At 63.4% G+C, this 17510-nt stretch carries 15 protein-coding genes; 10 read left to right on the forward strand and 5 right to left on the reverse strand.

Going from position 1 to position 17510, the window contains the following annotated elements:
- Positions 1-60: 60 nt before the first annotated feature.
- Entirely contained in the window at positions 61-651 is a 591-nt protein-coding gene (locus E3T33_RS03680; protein ID WP_092324415.1) for an XRE family transcriptional regulator, read from the reverse strand.
- 117 nt (positions 652-768) lie between these two features.
- Between E3T33_RS03680 and E3T33_RS03685 the strand changes: the two genes are divergently transcribed.
- The 5 genes from E3T33_RS03685 to E3T33_RS03705 all read left to right on the forward strand — a co-directional run bounded on the left by E3T33_RS03685 (position 769) and on the right by E3T33_RS03705 (position 6126).
- The gene (locus E3T33_RS03685; RefSeq protein ID WP_134574769.1) at positions 769-2358 is read left to right on the forward strand and encodes an APC family permease; all 1590 of its coding nucleotides are present in this window, start codon (positions 769-771) and stop codon (positions 2356-2358) included.
- Positions 2359-2366: 8 nt separating this feature from the next.
- Complete coding sequence (locus tag E3T33_RS03690; RefSeq protein WP_198417078.1) at positions 2367-2810, forward strand: heme-binding protein; 444 nt, start codon at positions 2367-2369, stop codon at positions 2808-2810.
- Between the two features lie 229 nt (positions 2811-3039).
- On the forward strand, positions 3040-3885 hold the full coding sequence (locus tag E3T33_RS03695) for a carbon-nitrogen hydrolase family protein (protein WP_092324411.1): 846 nt from the start codon (positions 3040-3042) through the stop codon (positions 3883-3885).
- Entirely contained in the window at positions 3882-5357 is a 1476-nt protein-coding gene (locus tag E3T33_RS03700; RefSeq protein ID WP_134574770.1) for an APC family permease, read from the forward strand. The genes E3T33_RS03695 and E3T33_RS03700 overlap by 4 nt, the downstream gene beginning before the upstream one ends.
- Positions 5358-5403: 46 nt before the next feature.
- Complete coding sequence (locus tag E3T33_RS03705) at positions 5404-6126, forward strand: FCD domain-containing protein (protein ID WP_134475915.1); 723 nt, start codon at positions 5404-5406, stop codon at positions 6124-6126.
- Between the two features lie 84 nt (positions 6127-6210).
- Here the strand turns inward: E3T33_RS03705 and E3T33_RS03710 are convergent, their stop codons facing one another.
- A complete protein-coding gene (locus tag E3T33_RS03710) occupies positions 6211-7110 on the reverse strand; it encodes a proline iminopeptidase-family hydrolase (RefSeq protein ID WP_092324406.1) in 900 nt (299 codons plus the stop codon).
- A gap of 253 nt (positions 7111-7363) precedes the next feature.
- Between E3T33_RS03710 and E3T33_RS15165 the strand changes: the two genes are divergently transcribed.
- Both E3T33_RS15165 and E3T33_RS03715 read left to right on the forward strand, forming a co-directional pair.
- Positions 7364-7507, forward strand: coding sequence for a hypothetical protein (locus E3T33_RS15165; protein ID WP_166784382.1), 144 nt, complete (start codon positions 7364-7366; stop codon positions 7505-7507).
- Positions 7508-7842: 335 nt separating this feature from the next.
- Positions 7843-8652 carry a hypothetical protein gene (locus tag E3T33_RS03715; RefSeq protein WP_134574771.1) on the forward strand — a complete coding sequence of 270 codons (810 nt, stop codon included), beginning with the start codon at positions 7843-7845 and terminating at the stop codon, positions 8650-8652.
- Here the strand turns inward: E3T33_RS03715 and E3T33_RS03720 are convergent.
- Positions 8649-9311: a hypothetical protein gene (locus tag E3T33_RS03720; RefSeq protein WP_092324402.1), complete on the reverse strand. Its 663-nt coding sequence runs from the start codon at positions 9309-9311 to the stop codon at positions 8649-8651. The genes E3T33_RS03715 and E3T33_RS03720 overlap by 4 nt on opposite strands.
- Before the next feature lie 744 nt (positions 9312-10055).
- On the opposite strand from E3T33_RS03720, the gene E3T33_RS03730 reads away from it, so the two are divergent.
- Together E3T33_RS03730 and E3T33_RS03735 are read left to right on the forward strand one after the other, a co-directional pair.
- Positions 10056-11957: an ABC transporter ATP-binding protein gene (locus E3T33_RS03730; RefSeq protein ID WP_134574772.1), complete on the forward strand. Its 1902-nt coding sequence runs from the start codon at positions 10056-10058 to the stop codon at positions 11955-11957.
- A gap of 237 nt (positions 11958-12194) precedes the next feature.
- Positions 12195-13919 (forward strand): formate--tetrahydrofolate ligase, encoded by a 1725-nt coding sequence (locus E3T33_RS03735; RefSeq protein ID WP_198417240.1) that lies wholly within the window; start codon positions 12195-12197, stop codon positions 13917-13919.
- A 449-nt stretch (positions 13920-14368) separates the two neighbouring features.
- Here the strand turns inward: E3T33_RS03735 and E3T33_RS03740 are convergent, their stop codons facing one another.
- On the reverse strand, positions 14369-14671 hold the full coding sequence (locus tag E3T33_RS03740; protein WP_134574773.1) for a hypothetical protein: 303 nt from the start codon (positions 14669-14671) through the stop codon (positions 14369-14371).
- A gap of 34 nt (positions 14672-14705) precedes the next feature.
- Between E3T33_RS03740 and E3T33_RS03745 the strand changes: the two genes are divergently transcribed.
- The gene (locus E3T33_RS03745) at positions 14706-15158 is read left to right on the forward strand and encodes a hypothetical protein (protein WP_134574774.1); all 453 of its coding nucleotides are present in this window, start codon (positions 14706-14708) and stop codon (positions 15156-15158) included.
- 223 nt (positions 15159-15381) lie between these two features.
- On the opposite strand, the gene E3T33_RS03750 is transcribed toward E3T33_RS03745, so the two are convergent.
- The gene (locus E3T33_RS03750) at positions 15382-16923 is read right to left on the reverse strand and encodes a hypothetical protein (RefSeq protein ID WP_134574775.1); all 1542 of its coding nucleotides are present in this window, start codon (positions 16921-16923) and stop codon (positions 15382-15384) included.
- Between the last annotated feature and the right edge of the window lie 587 nt (positions 16924-17510).

Below are 17510 nucleotides of genomic sequence, written 5' to 3' on the forward strand. Positions count from 1 at the left end.
TTGCGTTTCAGGATGAGGACTCGGCGGTTCCCGTGTTGACCAGAATCAGTCGCTGGAGGCTTAAGGGGCTCCGAGGGTTGGTGGGCTGATGATCCACATGACCTCTGCCGGTTCCGCGCTGGTGTTGCGGACCGAGTGGAGCGTCGACGTGCGGTACTCGGCGCTGTCGCCACGGTTCAGTTGGTACTCAGCGCCAGCCAGTTCCAATGTCACGCTGCCGGAAATGACAACAAGCATTTCCTGAACATCGCCGTGAGTGTACGCATCGCCCGAGTTTCCGCCGGGAAGGAAGTCAGCGACATACACCTCCAGATTGCGCAGTGGCTTCTGAGACAACAGGTACTTCGAGGTCAGGTTGCTGGTGTGAATCTCCGGACGGTGTTCGCGCCGCAATACTTTGGGTCTCGTGACGTCATCGTCCGTGAAGAGGTCAGGCAGAGTGATTCCCAGTCCATCCGCCAGCTTGCGAAGGGTCCCTACGCTGGCGTTGGCCTGGCCTCGCTCAAGTTGGCTCAGGAAGCCCGGTGAGGTATGAGCGAGCAGGGCAAGCGCGCGCAAGCTGATGCGGCGAGCGAGTCGAAACTCGCGGATACGCGCACCCAGCGATTCCTCCGGCGTCACCTCGCCCGCGTCTGCTAGGCCATCGATCATGCGAACATCCGATCGGCTCAAAGAAACAATGTGTTACTTCCTAGCGAACGAAATGTTCGTTGGACTGAATTTAGGCGCGCCGATGGTCGGGTGTCAAGGAACTTTTCGTTTCCTTGAGTGGAGGTCGCGGATCCCGCGTCCAGATCCCGGGTGAGAGACTCTGCCGGACCCTTGGCCAACGATTTGACACGTTCCATCTGCGGCATGTACCGTCAGCCCGTTCTCATCAACTTGATCGACGAAGGAGTCGCTTTGGCAGAAACGCATGCTTTGCGCAGGAACGCGCTAGGCCTGGGCGGGGCGGTCATCATGTCCGCTGCGCTCATGGGACCCGCGGTGTCCGTGTACTTCAATCCGCAGGTGGTGGCGGCCAACGCCGGGGCTGCGACGCCGCTCGTGTTCGTCCTGGCGCTTGTGGTCATGCTCGTCCTGGCGAGCAGCATCATGGAGATGGCACGTACTTTTCCTGGTGCTGGATCCTTCTACACCTACGTATCGCGCGGGATCGGCGCCCGCAGCGGTTTCGTCACGGGTGGCCTCATGTTCATTGCCTATGGCCTGCTCGTGCCCGCGGAACTCGCGCTGATCGGCACCTATGCCGAGGGCATCCTGGCCGGCTACGGCGTGCACATCTCCTGGATGGTCATCTCCGCTGCCTTCCTCGTGCTCATGGTTTTCTTGTCGTTTCGCGGCATCACCGGTTCCCTGAAGACCGCAGCGATCCTCTTCGTCGTTGAAGTTGCGGTGATCGTGCTCCTCAGCGCAATTGTGCTGGCCCAGGGCGGCGCGAACGGCCTGACGCTGGAGCCGTTGTCCCCTGCTTCGTCGCCAAACGGTCTTTCCGGATTGGCACTCGGCATGGTGTTCGGCATCCTGTCCTTCGTGGGTTTCGAGGCCGCCACCACCCTCGGCGAGGAAGTGCGCAATCCGCACCGGAACATCCCGCGCGGCATGTTCCTGTCGCTGCTGCTCGTCGGGGCGATCTACCTGTTCACGACCTACAGCGAGATGATCGGCTTCGGTACCGATGGCGTCGGCAAGCTCGTCAAGGACGCCGCACCGTTCAACACCCTCGCGGCAACGTACGCACCGTGGCTGGAGCTGCTGATCGGCCTGGCCGGCGTCTCGAGTATTTTCGCCGTAACCATGAACGCCAACAATGGCGTCGTTCGCATTCTCTTCGCGATGGGCAGAGAGGGCATGCTGCCGCCCGTGCTCGGACGCATCCATCCCGTCCACCGCACACCGGCGAACGCGATCTGGTTGCAGGCGGCCGTCGCTGTCGTGTTCACCTTTGGTGTCGGGCTCCTGGCCGGGCCGTTCAATGCCTATATCTACCTCGGATCGATCCTGACCCTCGCGATTATTCCCGTCTACATCCTCACCAACATTGCGTGCATGCGTCATTTCAGTGGCCCCGGCCGGGCCGAACGGACCCTCTGGCGGCACGTCGTGCTCCCCGTCCTCGGCATCCTGCTCCTCGGGATACCGATCTACGGGCAGGTCTACCCGGTGCCGCCGGCTCCGCTGAACACGTTCCCCTACATCGTGTTGACACTCATCGCCGTCATGGCAGGCATCGCATTCGTCCTCGGTCGAAAGCGTCCTGAACTGCTCAAGCGGGCAGGCGCAGTCCTCGCCACCGGAGGCGTAGACGACGCAGTGCCGGAAGAGGACTCGGCACCGGTAGGCTCCGGAGCCCGATGAGTCGGTCGTTGACACTCGGCACCGCCGAAAGGATGGTGGCCGTCGCCCGGGAGCGCGCCGAGGAACTGGGCGTGCTCGTGAGCATCGCCGTCGTCGATCGAGGTGGCCACCTGGTTGCCTTCGCACGCATGAACGGCGCGGAGATCGCCGGTCCGACGCTGGCAGTCGACAAGGCATTCACGTCCGTGGCGCATAGCGCGCCCACCGCTGAGCTGGCCCTCCTGGCGGCCCCCGGTGGGCCGCTCTTCGGCCTGCAGGCGAATGGTGGCGGGCGCTACGTCATTTTCCCGGGCGGCGTCCCTTTCCGGGAGAAGGACCTGATCGTCGGCGGGATCGGCGTCAGCGGCGCAACTGCGCCAGAGGATGCTTCCTGCGCTGAGGCAGCCGCGGAATGGTTCCGCGTGATGACCGGGGATTCCCGACAGGCTCGGCCACCGGAAGCCGACCGGTAATACAGAAGGGCCCCCGATTTCTCGGGGGCCCTTCTTGTTCACCTGGCGAAACGCTGGATGCGGTAGATCGAGGGGACCGCGGGGACCGCGGGGACCGCGTCGCACGTGACGCACCTGTCGCCCGTCAACTCACGGACTGCGCAAGACAGCGTGGCACTCGGCGTGGTTCCGCGGTGCCACTTATACTGCTCAAATTGATCAATTCATCGCCTAGTGAATCGGACGACATGTGAAGATCCAGATTGCAGTGCTGCAGACGGCCGGCGTGCCCGGCGACGTCGAGAAGAATCTCGCCGAGTTGAGGGCGACGGCGCGCGCGGCGGTAGCGGATGGCGCCGACCTGCTCATCACCCCGGAGCTGTTCCTCACGGGCTACAATATCGGCCCGCTCGTCCACGAACTGGGGCGCACCGATCTGACGGCCGCCGCTGCGGAGGTCGCTCGCGAGGAGCGGATCGCCCTCATCGTCGGCCTGCCGCTGTTCGAAGACGGGCACCACTACAACGTCGCCGTGTTCATCGACGAAACCGGCGAGGTCAAGAACACTTATCGGAAGACCCACCTGTTCGGCGAACTCGACCACACCTATTTCACCGCGGGAAACGATCTCGTCTCGATGGTGGAGTTCCGCGGAGTGCGCATCGCGACTCTCATTTGTTACGACGTCGAGTTCCCTGAACCCGTGCGCGCCGCCGCCGCCGCCGGCGCCCACCTGATCGCGGTACCAACGGCGCAGATGGCACCATTCGAGTTCATCGCCGAGCAGGTCGTGCGCGCTCGCGCCTGGGAGAACCAGGTCTACGTCGCCTACGCCAACCATGACGGGCACGAGCTCACCCTCTCCTATGTGGGACGTAGCCGCATCGTCGATCCGTTCGCGCAGGTGCTCGACTCGGTTGAGCACGGCACACGCACGCTCACCGCGACGATCGACACCGAGGTCGTGGATGAAGCGCGACGCGCCAACCCCTACCTCGACGACCGTCGTTCAGACCTCTACGAGACGCCCCAAGTTTCCCCAGCACCGGCATCCGCCGTCGATCGTGACTCCACCCAACAGATAAGGACAGCATGACTACTCACGTTCCCACCAAGGCCCGAGCGACTCCGACGGGCCAACTCTCCGGCAGGTTGGGTACCGGCGGAATCGTCTTCATGGTGATAGCCGCCGCGGCACCGCTCACCGTGCTCGCCGGCAACGTGCCTCTCGCGGTCGGCATCGGCCCTGGCGTCGGCGCTCCCGTGGGGTTCCTGATCGCCTCCCTCGTCCTGCTCCTCTTCGCCGTCGGATTCGTCACGATGACTCCCCACGTGAAGGAAGCCGGGGCGTTCTTCGCCTATGTGACTCTCGGCCTCGGCAAACGGGCCGGGATGGGGATCGCCCTCGTGGCGCTCGTTGCCTACACGGCCATTCAGGTCGGCGTCTACGGCTTCCTCGGCTGGGCGGCGAACGACCTCGTGACCTTCTACGGAGGACCAGAGCTGCCGTGGTGGCTGTACGCGCTTGTCACAATCGCGATCGTCGCGGCGCTCGGCTATCGGCACATCGAACTGAGCGCGACGGTGCTCGGAATCGCACTCGTGCTCGAGATCGCGGTCGTCGTCGTGACGGACGCCGCGATCTTCATCAGCGGAGGAGCGGAGGGCATCTCCCTGACCTCGTTCACCCCCGAGGCTGTGTTCTCCGGGCCGCTCGGTGTCGCCGTGCTGTTCGCTCTCACCGGGTTCATCGGGTTCGAGGCGACCGCGGTCTTCCGTGACGAAGCTCGTGACCCGGAGCGCACCATTCCCCGAGCCACCTACCTCGCGGTGCTCATCATCGGCATCTTCTACACAATCTCCGCTTGGGCAATGATCCTGGCCGACGGGCCGAGCAACGCGGTCGACGTAGCAAAGCGCACGCTCGCCGGCGAAGGCAACATGCTGCTCGACACGGCCCAGCTGTACATCGGCGGGACCCTGCGCGACATCATGCAGGTGCTGCTCATCACGAGCCTGTTCGCCTGCGTGCTGTCGTTCCACAACGTCATCGCGCGCTACCAGTTCGTGCTCGCCCGGAAGAGCCTCCTGCCGGCGGGCCTCGGGCGGGTGCACCCCAAGCAGCACTCTCCGGCGGTCTCGTCGATCACGCAGTCGATCACGGCTCTCGTGCTCGTCACGGTGTTCGCCATCGTCGGACTTGACCCCCTCGTCGGCGTCTTCGGTTCGATGGCAGGCGTCGCGACGGTCGGCATGGTCATCCTCATGCTGACCACCTCGATCGCGGTCGTCGTGTTCTTCGCGCGCCACCGCGACCTGGCTCCTGGCCGGCTGTGGACGACGCGCATCATTCCGGTGGTCGCTGTTCTTGCGCTCACAGTCAGCATGTGGCTCGTCCTCTCGAACTTCACCCTCGTGACGGGCTCCAGCGTGGCGGTCAGCGTGATCCTCGGGCTCATCCCTGTCGCGGCGCTGGTTGCCGGCGCCATCATCGGCCAGCGACGGGGAAGGAACGACGCCGAAGTCGATTCGGAGGCCACCTCGACCATCGCTACCAAGGGGATCTGAGCCTTGATACGCTGAGGGCGTGAGCGCAGCCAAAGGAGTACCTTCTATGCTGCCTCCCGCCCTCAGCGCCGGTGCCGTCGGGACGATCCGGCGAACGAGCGCCGTCGACACGGTCCGTGCCCGCATCTCGCTCGCCGCGGACCTCGGCCTCCTCTCTCCGGGTGAGCGCCTTCCCACCGCCGCCGACATGGCGGCGGGACTCGAGGTGAGCGAGATCACGGTGCGCCGGGCCCTCACCGAGCTGCAGCGCGCGGGAGTCGTCGAGCGCAGTCGAGGGCGGGGCGGGGGAACCTACCTCGCGAAGAACCCGCCGCGAGACGCGGTGCCGCAAACCGCCGCCTACCGCGCCGACGCCGATCGGGTGCGGCAGCTCATTGACGAGAGGCGCGTGCTCGAGGCCGGTTTCGCGCACCTTGCGTGCGAGCACCGCACCGAGGCCGACCTCGCCGCGATGGATGCCGCCATCGGCGAGATGGCGGCGACGGAGTCCTGGGCCAGCTTTCGCCGCGGCGACGAGGCCTTCCACCTTCGCGTGGCGTCCGCAGCCGGCTTGTCGAACGTACTTCCGCTTTATCGGCGCACACTCGCGGACCTCCACTCCTACTTCCTGCCTTATCCGATCGCCTACCTGCACGAGAGCAACGAGGATCACCGGGTCATGCGCGATGCGATCGCCGCCCGAGACAGGGTCGCGGCCGCGGATGCCGTGATGATGCACGTGGCCGACCTGCATCACAGCATGTACATCGGGCTTAACAGACCCGAGTAGTGGGGCCTGCGCCCACTGGCTCGAACACTGTCATCGGCGCTGCTCGCCGGGGGCGAGCTCATCGGTGTCTCTCTGTTTGAGTCGCTACGACAAATCGTGGCGCGCGAGGAACTCGGCAATAATCGGGATGGTCAACTCGGGCTTTTCGAGATGTGGAGTGTGGCTTGTGCCCGGAATCTTTCGGTACTCGACATCGGGGATGAGTTCACGACTGGCGCGCACCACTTCATCAGTTGCCTCATCGAATTCACCATGCAGGACCAAGGTCGGCACCGAGATTCTGAACAGCTGGTCATCCATGTCCCACGAACTGAGCGAACCGGTCACATTGAACTCACTGGCACCGATCATCGTGCCGTACACCGTCGGAAACTGCACGGCCAGATCGTAGGTTCTCTGCATGCCCTCTGGCCAGGGATCGAGCCGGCAAAGGTGCCGACGGTAGAAGGCCAGCGTGGCTTCAGCGTATTCCGGAGTGTCGGTGGCTCCCGCTGCCTCACATGCGTCAAGAACCTGTCGGATGTCGTCTGGTAGGCCATCGCGCAGCTTGCCGAGCTCGGCCGCCCAGGTGGACATCGACGAAGGCGAATCGGCAAGGATGAGCGACGCGAGTTCTTTGGGACGCCGCACGGCGTACTCGATTCCGAGCATCCCGCCCCACGATTGGCCGAGGAAGTGCATTCCTGCGTCAAGATTCAGGTGCTTGATCACTTCATCGAGCTCGGCAAGGAAGAGAGTTGGCGTCCAGAATCCAGTGTCGCCCCCATACTCGGGGAGGTGAGTCGAGTTGCCATTGCCCAGCTGGTCATAGAAAACCACCTGACGGCCGCTTGAGGCGAGCGCCTGGAGGGGAAGCAGATAGTCGTGCGTCATCCCCGGCCCACCGTGGGCAACAAGCAAAGGAAGCCGGCCAGCGACGCTCTCTCCAAAAGAGGCGAACCAGGTCTTGTACCCGGCCCACTCGACGAAACCCTGACGAATCATAAACTCACTCCGCGCGAAGCCGGGATGAAGTCCCCGTTTGCTGCCGTCCCGGAAATTTTTTCCAGCGTCTGCTCTACGTGGCGTCCCATTAGAGCAGCGCACCTTGCGCCATCGCGTGCGGAGAGAGCAAAGCACATTTCTTCATACTAACGAGCGAGTTGCCCGGGTAACGACGACGGACGAGGAAACAATCCTCTATGACGGGGCAGCTGGGAAGCTCGCTGCCACGCACGCGGGTTCAGGCAACTTCGCGGTGATCGAGGAGACCGGGGAGGACTTCAACTTCGGTCTGCTCATCAACGAGATCGGCGACCATTCGGGCACGGTCCCCCTCAGCGCCTGCCCTTCGGTGATCGTGGTCAACGCCGACGGCGAGTGGACGCTCAAGGCCGAATAGCGACCCAGCGTTGACAAGAAATCGCTCGTGAGTATCCTCAAGAGCAATTTCTTGCTCATCTATCTGTCGGCTGTTTACGAAACCCAGCACGGCGACGTCTCGTGCTCAACGCTCAGCGGATCCCCGACCGTACTTGCGAGTTTCTAAGATTGCCCGGATGAAGCAGCGACACTGGCACGGGTCTCTGGCCGATCTGAGCGGGTTATGAAAGCAGGATCGAAACCCGACAGGCCGCGTCGGCGCCAGCAGCATTCCGACGCAGCGCCTCTACAGACAGGCCAGTCCCCAGCGGCGCGATAGTCTCGCCATCCAACGAATAAGTAGGGAAGAGCCGCGTGGAGTTCATCATCAATGGGGAGAAGCGCGATCTGACACGAGCCGACGTCAGTGAACGGCTGCGGGGGCATGAACCGGATCGCGTATTCGAGTACTCGGTCGTTATCGACGGACGTGAGTGGCCAGTCAAACAAGCATTCGGCATCGCGGCAGGCCTGCCGCACGCTGCCTTCACTTCCCAAACGGCGCGACGCCAACTGCGGAAGCTCGGATTCCCGGTCGATATGGATCAACCGCCCGTTCCTGCAGCGCCGTCACCGTCGACGCGTAGCTCACGAGGTTTCGACCCCACTCGGCTGACTGAAATCGACACAGTCTCCGCAACAACGAGCTTCACTTGGTTACACGCTGGCGGCATCACGCTTGACAGCGACGGCTGGCCGTCCTTTCCACCGCTCCCACGCGCGCCTGGACTTTACCGGTTCTCGTTCCGAGCCCTCGAGCCCGGTGGCAGGGGCACCGTCTACGTCGGTGAGTCCGTCGACCTCGCTCGGCGCGGTAGCAACTACCGCAACGCTAAGACGGATCGTTCCAGCCAACGGACCAGCCGACGCATCCACAAGGAATTGGTCCGGCACCTACGGATAGGGGGCGAAGTTGCTTTTTCGATTGCGACTGACGTCGTTCTCGGGGTCGACGGTGATCCGGTCGACTTGCGATGGAAATCGGCGAGGCGACTCGCGGAGAATGCGGCTGTGCTGCTGGCCCAGCTTGATGGCGAGCATGAGGTGTTGAATATCGATGCTGATCTTGGCGCTGCGGAACCCGTGGGCGACGAGGAACAACCGACCAGGATCATCGCAGGCTAGTAGACAACGCAGCCCAGCAGTCCCCTTCTTGATTTTGGGCCGGCGCTCCAAGGAGCGTAGTCGTCGATCCTGCTTTCTGGTCCCCCAGTTTCCGAGGGCTCGACGAGTTCCAGATTAACGCGTGGGTCGTTGAGTTCCTCGATCGCGTGTATGAGAGCGGGGCCATCACCGTAGTCGGGATCAACCTGCAGGATGACGCGGTTGGCTTGGGGCAAATAGCCACCGCCGATTCCTGTCGCTCCCGCCCATTCGAGCTGATTTCCCAGGAGATAGTCGGCAAGTTCGTTCAGTTCCCGCTCCGAGTACTGAACGTGCACGAAGTCGGTGGTGAGAAAGGTTCCGGAGTCTGCGATGATTTCCCGCACCTGATCGAGGGCCGCCTCGGACGTCATCTGAATCGTCAGTATCTCGTTTTCGAAGTCCCAGATATAGCTGCCATTGGAGTCTAGGAGAGGAGAAAGGAGCGCATACAGCCGATCACGCTCCTCCGAGAAGGAAGCATCACCGGTGACGTCCAACGGCAAAGAGGACGGGGTCACCTTATTCGAATCCGGTGCCGGATCGCCAGCCTCGGACCCATAAGCGGACGCCACGGCTCCAGCCGTCAAGAACGCAGCAACCAATGCAGCGACGGCAAACCGTCTGACCCTGATCGTCATATCGCGAACCGTACACCCGATCAAACTCAATGGTCTTCGATTGATCGGCCTAGGCGGAGAGCGACGCGCTAGTCGGCGCGAGGCCGAGGCCGCGGTCACGAACGGACGCGGAAGCCGCAGAAAACAGAAATCGCTCCTGAGAATCCTCAGGAGCGATTTCTTTTTGTTTCGACCGGACCGTTTCGTGAAGAGTTTCGCGACCGGCCCATCTGTGGGCTCTTTGCTAAACATAGGAGGGCGCGATCCGGGACGATGATGGAATGGCTTTTTCCTCCGCGGCCCATCAGATTTTCCTCCACTTTCCCGCGGCCCCGAGGTGCGTGTGTTGTCAGCCCTTCACCCACACGCGCCCCAGGGCCGCGCTATGAATCGAATCCGATACCCAACGCATCCATCGATTGCAACCAGAGATCACGCTTACCTTGCTGGCGGTCTGCCTTCGCCATAGGGCGCCTTGTCAGATTGACGCCGACTGACCGCATCCACCGACCACGACGACAACCGTCTTGGCTTCTACCTCGGAGCCGGCGCACGGTTATGGAATGACCGCGGACCCGACGCGATCCATGACGCTGACCGGCGCACCGCGCGTCACCTCGGCAGCCGCGTCGCAAATACCGCCCACACGTTCGTTGCCGGCCGAGCCGTTTCCTCAAACACCCTCGGCTCGCCGCCGCTGGGGAGAACCCCGAGCTCGGGCAAGTCGCCATCTAAGCTGGTCGTTTGCCCACGGAAGGAACCTTAATGAGCATGGAAGGCGCGGCCTGGAGCTCGCTGTACAAGATCTCTACCGCCAGGGACGGTAAGCACGGCTTCTCCCGTGAGTCCGTTCGGCGGATCATGACGTTCGCGATGCCCTACCGGTCCAAGCTGCTGATCTTCATCACCCTCTCCACCGTGGGAGCTTTCCTCGCGGTCGCGACGCCGGTACTCGCCGGCCAGGTGGTCGACGTCATCGTCGCCCGGGGCGAGGTCACCACAATCGTTTGGCTCGCCGTCGTCATCGCCCTCGTGGCCGTGGCCGACGCCGCGGTGTCACTCGTGACGCGCTGGTACTCGGCGCGGATCGGCGAAGGCGTGATCCTGGACCTCCGCACCGCCGTCTTCAACCACGTGCAGAAAATGCCGATCGCGTTCTTCACCCGCACGCGGACGGGCGCCCTCGTGAGCCGCCTCAACAACGATGTGATCGGCGCTCAGCAGGCCTTTAGCGGCACGCTGTCCGGCGTGGTCACGAACCTCGTGGCGCTGATCCTCACCCTGATCGTCATGCTCAGCACGTCCTGGCTAGTGACGGTTCTCGCCGTGATCATGCTCCCCATCTTCCTGGTACCCGCGCGCCGCATGGGCAGCCGCCTCGCCGCGCTGCGCCGCGAGGCCGCCGATCACAATTCCGCCATGAGCACGCAGATGACCGAGCGCTTCTCGGCGCCCGGCGCCACCCTCGTCAAGCTGTTCGGCCGGCCCGACGAGGAGGCCGAGGAGTTCCGCGTCCGCGCCGCCCGCGTCCGCGACATCGGGGTCCGGACCGCGATGCTGCAGTTCGTCTTCTTCACCGCACTGATGCTCGTCTCCGCTCTCGCCCTCGCGCTCGTGTATGGGCTCGGCGGCTCCCTCGCACTCGCCGGCCAGCTGAATACCGGTGACGTGGTCACCCTGGCGCTCCTCCTCACCCGCCTCTACGCGCCGCTCACCAGCCTCGCAAACGCACGGGTGGAGATCATGAGCGCGGTGGTCAGCTTCGAGCGCGTCTTCGAGGTGCTGGACCTCGACCCGCTCATCAAGGAGAAGCCCGACGCCGTCGCCGTCCCCGAAGGCCAGGTGGCCGTCGAGTTCGACAACGTCCGCTTCGCCTACCCGTCCGCGGACAAAGTGTCCCTCGCCTCTCTCGAGGAGGTTTCCACGCTAGACACCCGCGGCGGCGAGGAGGTGCTGCACGGCGTGTCCTTCAGGATCGAGCCGGGGCAGACCGTTGCCCTCGTTGGTACCTCCGGTGCCGGCAAGTCCACAATTGCGCAGCTCCTCTCGCGCCTGTATGACGTCGACAGCGGCGCCGTGCGCCTCGCGGGGACGGATGTCCGCGATGTCACTTTCGTCTCCATGCGGCACACCCTGGGCATGGTGACGCAGGACGGCCACCTGTTCCACGAGACCATCCTCTCCAATCTGCGCCTCGCGAGGCCGGAGGCGTCCGACGACGAGGTGTGGGACGCCGTCCGCCGCGCGCGGCTCGAGCCGCTCATCCGGTCCCTGCCAGACCAGCTGAACACCATGGTGGGAGAGCGTGGCTACCGGCTGTCCGGGGGCGAGCGCCAGCGGATGACCATCGCGAGGCTCCTGCTCGCCCAGCCGCGCGTCGTCATCCTCGACGAGGCGACGGCGGCACTGGACTCGACGTCTGAGGCCGCCGTGCAGGCGGCGCTCAGCGAGGCGCTCAAGGGACGGACGGCGATGGTGATCGCACACCGCCTCTCCACCATCCGCAGCGCAGACCTGATCCTCGTGGTTGAGGACGGCTCGATCGTGGAGCGCGGTACGCACGAGGAACTGCTGGCTGCGGGTGGGCGGTACGAGGAATTGCACCGGACCCAGTTCGCCGTGCAGAAGAATGTTGCGGCCGATGAGGAAGCGCTGAGCCGGACCTAGTCGCTGAGCTCGGTACCCGTGCCCCGAGCGTCTCGGAAAGTCGTCTCATCACGTTTCGTTTAATGGGGACTGATGACGACTTGATTGACTCTGACCAGCTCCAACGAGTCAACTGGACCCGGGGCAGTACCGCACGCCCCATTCGAACTGCTCCACGCCACGCCGGCACGCGCCCGTGGCCTGACAGTACGCTTGGGTCACCAGGCCCCAGAGGCGCTGAGGCGCTGAGGAGGCACCATGTTCAAGCCATCTCGACCAATTACCACGGCCATGCCGTCGGATCTCGCTATCTCGCGCGCTGCGGCCCGTCGCCCGCTTGAAGAGGTTGCAGCCGACATGGGCATCGGTCCACACCTGCTGGAACCGTACGGAAGTGCGGCGTCGAAGATCTCCCTCGATGCGATCGATGAGCTCCGTGACCGTCCACGGGCCAAGTATGTCGTCGTCACCGCAATCACGCCGACTCCACTCGGGTCGGGCAAGACGACCACTGCGGTCGGGCTCGGTCAGGGCTTCCGGCACATCGACAAGCTCGGGATCGTCGCGATACGGCAGCCGTCGATGGGGCCGACGTTCGGCATCAAGGGCGGAGCCGCTGGTGGCGGCTACGCTCAGGTGGTCCCGATGGAGGCACTGAACCTGCACCTGACCGGCGACACGCACGCCGTTACCGCGGCCCACAATCTATTGTCGGCGATGATCGGCAACCACATCCACAAGGGAAACCGTCTCGGGTTCGACCCCCATGAGATCACCTGGCGACGTGTCCTCGACGTCAACGATCGCGAACTGCGCACCATCATCACCGGGCTCGGCGGTCCTGACGACGGCAATCCGTTCCAATCCGGTTTCGACATCTCCGCAGCCAGCGAGGTGATGGCGTTGTTGTCGCTGTGCACGTCGTTGCGGGATCTCCGTGAACGGATGGGAAGAATCGTCGTCGGCTACAACCGCGGCGGCGAACCGGTGACCGCCGAGATGCTCAAGGCGGCCGGCGCCATGACCGCGATACTGAAGGACGCCATCAAGCCGAACCTGATGCAGACCGTGGAGCAGACGCCAGTGCTCGTCCACAGCGGTCCGTTCGGGAACATCGCCACCGGTAACTCCTCGGTCATCGCCGATCTGATCGGCATCCATGCCGGCGACTACCTCATCACCGAGGCGGGGTTCGGTGCAGACATCGGCGCGGAAAAGTTCTTCAATATCAAGTGCCGTGCCTCCGGGCTGGCGCCGGATGCCGCCGTCATCGTCGCGACCGTGCGTGACCTGAAAACTCACTCAAACAAGTACCGGGTCGTCGCCGGCCGACCGCTGCCACCGGAGATGCTCGCCGAGAATCCCGACGACGTCATCGCCGGGGCAGCGAACCTGCGCCGGCAGATCGCCAACATCCGACGGCACGGAGTGACGCCGGTCATTGCGGTGAACGCATTTCCCACCGACTACGACAGTGAGCATCAGGCGATCATGGACGTCGCGGCAGAGGAAGGTGTGCGCGCGGCGATCAGCTACCACTTCACCGAAGGCGGCAGGGGTGCGGTCGAGCTGGCCGAGGCTGTTGCGGAAGCCTGCGCTGAACCGTCGAGCTTCCACCGGCTCTATCCCGACGAACTTCCCTTGGTCGACAAGATCGATGTGATCGCGCGCGAGATGTACGGCGCCGACGGCTTGGACCTCTCGCCTCTGGCAGCTCGGCAACTCGACAAGTACGAGCGGGCAGGCTTCGGCAGCCTGCCGGTGTGCATCGCCAAGACACACCTGTCCCTGTCGGCCGACCCCAAAATCAAGGGAGCACCCACCGGGTGGCGACTGCCGGTGCGTGAGGTGCGTGCGTCGATCGGGGCCGGGTTCATCTATCCCATCTGCGGCGACATGCGCACCATGCCTGGTCTCTCGTCCGCACCGGCAGCCGAACGCATCGACATCGACGACAACGGCGAGATCGTCGGGTTGTCCTGATCGGCGGACCCGGCCGGGCTGCCGGTGACTACCTCGATCGTCCCCAGCGTGAGCTGCTCATGCGCCCTACCCCAATCTGACGCGCCCGAAACCGTGCGGACCCGGCCAAATCGCGGCGGCACCTCGAGAATCGTTCCCGCGAACACACCCAACAACATCAGAAACCAGAAATCGCTCCTGAGAATCCTCAGGAGCGATTTCTTTTTGTTTCGACCGGACCGTTTCGTGAAGAGTTTCGCGAACGGCCCTTTGGTGGGTTGTTCACGAAAGCCAGCAGGGCGCGGATCGCCGGTGAAGGAAGAACTCCATTTCCTCCGCAGCGCTCATGTTTTTCCTCCATCGCTGCCGGGGCCTGACCCTGACTCGGATCGAACCCAGCGCGAGGAGCGAATTCATTTACTGCTCAGCGGTCGCGATGTCCAGTGCAGCCCTTCGAGAACGTATGCCCCTCAGAAGCCGCTGTCATCAGACCCGAGCACTTCGGATGCAAATTCGGTCACTTTTCCATTTTCGTCGATAGTGATCGTCAGATCCATCTGGTAGGTAGGACAGGAAACTCGGAAAGAAGCCGATACTGCATCATCCTCCGTCGCCTGGCCAATCTTGCAAATCATGTCCAATTGCGACATATCACTGGACAGCCCTGCGACGTCGAAATCGGCTTCGTTTTGAAGCATCTTGGATGCGCGCGATTCGTCACCAGACTTCAGCTCAGATCTCGGGAATTTCTTCCTCACGAGCGACGCCGCCATCCGGACCTTTCGGAGTGTGCGCCGGGCTGCATCGGTGATTGAGCAGATTCCCGAGGGCGAACGAGAAGCCTTCAGCCGCCAGGGTTACACGATTGGGGGGATGATGCTGTTCCCGGGCAACCAGATCGAGGGTATGCAGACGATCAATCAGCGTCGAGGGACTCACCCGAAAATCTCAGACCGCCTTGATCTAACTCTCGAGTGCATACGACGCCACTATCTCGGCGATCCCAGCCCGCTCGGTGAAACGCTCTCCCGCTACGGCGACTTCTTTGCGTTGTTCGGGGACTTCCCAGGTTATGTGGACTATTTCCTGCTTCACGACCTCGTCACCGACGACTTTCAGAACGTTCGATTCTTCACCGCCTTCGCCGACTTCACCACACCGGCGATACCCCAGACGCTCGAGGAATACCAGTCATATCGGCGGCAGAGTCTGGAATTTGTCGCGGCACGCAATGGCCGGATTGCCGCCCAGACCTATTGAGCAATTCCTGAGTCCTAAACTTCAGCGAGCTCATGTCTGAAGCAGGCAGCGTACGATCGGGCCACCGGATCGAGCGAGCTAGGTGCGAACGTCGGTTCGCCGTCGTTGGTCGACCAAACCGGTCGAGCGACCATTGCCGGTTGTCGAGAAACTCTGGCAAGGTACTCGGCCGCGCGGCCCGCGTCATCGCAGCGAAGTCGGTGAGGCAGGCATCGAGCGCCTCCTAAGCGGGGACATGGATCGTGTACGGGATACCGAGCTCGTCAAGGAGATCGAGCACCGGCTCGCTCGGTCCCATCGTGTTCGAGACCGAACTGGCGAAGAAGTCCCAGTGAGCACCTTTGATATCGCCCTTCTGTACCAGGTAAGCATCTGACCTGATCTGGCGCTCGATCGACGGGCTCAGATTGACACGACCCAATTTGGACTCGTGAGCCACTTTTTTAGCCACGACATCGAACCGCCGAACAACGGCATTGCAGACCTCAATGCAGTCTTTCGTGGAATGCCCGACCTGCGTGTACTTACCGCCATCCTTCACTCCATGCGTGCTGGCCAGGTATGCTTCTGCCTCCTTAGGCGTGGCGAAGAACCGAGCGCGGCCACCGGCTTTGACGTGACCGGGGCGCTTCATGGCCTCAGCGAGACTCTCGGGGCTGACCCTGCCCCCCTGAAGCCGGAGAAGCGACTTATCGCTGAAGCCGGAGGCCTGGAGGTCCGGCCAGCTCTTCGTGGTCTGCGCGAGGGTCGCCACCTTGACATGGTCCGGAACCCACTTGAGGGCCACGATGGCAGCACCGACAGCGGGGGCAAGCTCGGGGTGACGGAGGACGAACTTCGAGACCTTGGCGGGGATAGCGACCGCGTCGCCAGCGACCGGTACCAAGCCGACGACGCTAAAACCCGCGCCGACCCAGTCGGCGCGGATGCTCGACCCGACGGCATCGCGTAGGTCGGCAACCCCGCCGACCACCGTGCCGACTCCGGGAATGACGCTGGCGCTTCCGGAGGCAAGGTTGCCGGCAAACCAAGCGAGAGAATCACCCGGCCTTATCTCGCCGTATACCGCCCCCTGAGCGAAGTCCCGCGCATAGGTCGATGGCTCGACCGGTTCATCGAACCATAAAGGGTCGAGTCCCTGGTTCTCGACCTCGTACCCGTCATCGAAACCGTCGCCGTCGGTGTCAGCGACATCCGGAGCGGTGCCGAAATGCTCGACCTCGCGGCCGTCCTCGAGCTCATCGCCGTCGCTGTCGCGATCGAACGCGTCGAGGGAGAGATCGGCCTCAGCGGCGTCGGACAGGCCGTCCCCGTCAGTATCGGGTATCAGCGGGCTCGAGAAAGCCCCAAATTCGACGCCCTTGCCGGGGTCATAGTTCGCCTGGCCCGCTTCGTCCCCGTCAGTGAGTCCATCGTCGTCAGTGTCGGGATCCATGGGATCGGTTCGGTAGACCGCGCCCCTCGTGCTCAGCCAGCCGCTCGTCTCATGCTTGTCGTGGAGATCATCGTCGTCGGAGTCGACCTTGGTGGGGTTGGAAATTCCCGCGTAGATCGTGCTCTCGTCGGGGTCTGAGACCACCTGACCGGCCTCGTCTCCGTCTGTGAGTCCGTCGCCGTCCGTATCGGCCGCAAGAGGATTCGTGGTGAACGTGCTGCCACCGAGCGTGCCCCAGCCGAACACCTCGACGCGATTCGTCAACCCGTCGTGGTCGGAGTCCGCCTGGCCGGTGACGTAGCCAAGGCCGATGACAATGAGGACCACCACCGATGCGCCAGCGAGTGCCCCCAGGGACCAGCGGCGGCTCCTTGCAGCTTTGGTTACGGGCTCCCGCGATGCGACGTCCCTCTGGGCCGGCACGTCAGGTTTACTCACGCTTGGATTCCGGTCTGCGTGTGACCGTCGACCGAACCAGTCTCGGCTAGCTCGCCGAAGGAGTGCGCGCGGACAGTCCGGTCGCGATCAGCTCGTCGATCGCTTTCAGGAACCGTGGAGAAGTCCGTCCATTGGTCGCCGAGCACACCACCGATAGCGTCAGAAGCCGCTCTCATCAGTCCCATCAGAACAGCCCCCGGTCTGTATAGCCAGCAGCCAGCAGCGTGCCGCTGTCATTCAGGGTAGTGGCCCGAGGAGAGAAAACCGCACGGGGGTCCCTGCAGCCGCCGAACGGTGCAGCCAAGCCCCGGCGATCAGCCCGGTCAAGGCCTCGCGCACGGGGCGTCCCGGCGGGCGCTTGTACGCCCAGATCGCAGTCACGAGTACTCCCCTGTGTCCTTGGGGAGGAGATTTCAGGGCCGCAAGGAGTTCCGAGTGGACTCGCTAGTCTTGACTTGAAGTCCTGGGTATTCAGCTCT

This window comes from Cryobacterium sp. TMT1-2-1 (genome assembly GCF_004403955.1).
Classification (GTDB): domain Bacteria; phylum Actinomycetota; class Actinomycetes; order Actinomycetales; family Microbacteriaceae; genus Cryobacterium; species Cryobacterium psychrotolerans.

Coding starts and splice junctions, on each gene's coding strand:
- E3T33_RS03680 (WP_092324415.1), bottom strand. CDS start 651: ATGATCGATGGCCTAGCAGACGCGGGCGAGGTGACGCCGGAGGAATCG.
- E3T33_RS03700 (WP_134574770.1), top strand. CDS start 3,882: ATGACTACTCACGTTCCCACCAAGGCCCGAGCGACTCCGACGGGCCAA.
- E3T33_RS03705 (WP_134475915.1), top strand. CDS start 5,404: ATGCTGCCTCCCGCCCTCAGCGCCGGTGCCGTCGGGACGATCCGGCGA.
- E3T33_RS03710 (WP_092324406.1), bottom strand. CDS start 7,110: ATGATTCGTCAGGGTTTCGTCGAGTGGGCCGGGTACAAGACCTGGTTC.
- E3T33_RS03720 (WP_092324402.1), bottom strand. CDS start 9,311: ATGACGATCAGGGTCAGACGGTTTGCCGTCGCTGCATTGGTTGCTGCG.
- E3T33_RS03730 (WP_134574772.1), top strand. CDS start 10,056: ATGAGCATGGAAGGCGCGGCCTGGAGCTCGCTGTACAAGATCTCTACC.
- E3T33_RS03735 (WP_198417240.1), top strand. CDS start 12,195: ATGTTCAAGCCATCTCGACCAATTACCACGGCCATGCCGTCGGATCTC.
- E3T33_RS03740 (WP_134574773.1), bottom strand. CDS start 14,671: ATGGCGGCGTCGCTCGTGAGGAAGAAATTCCCGAGATCTGAGCTGAAG.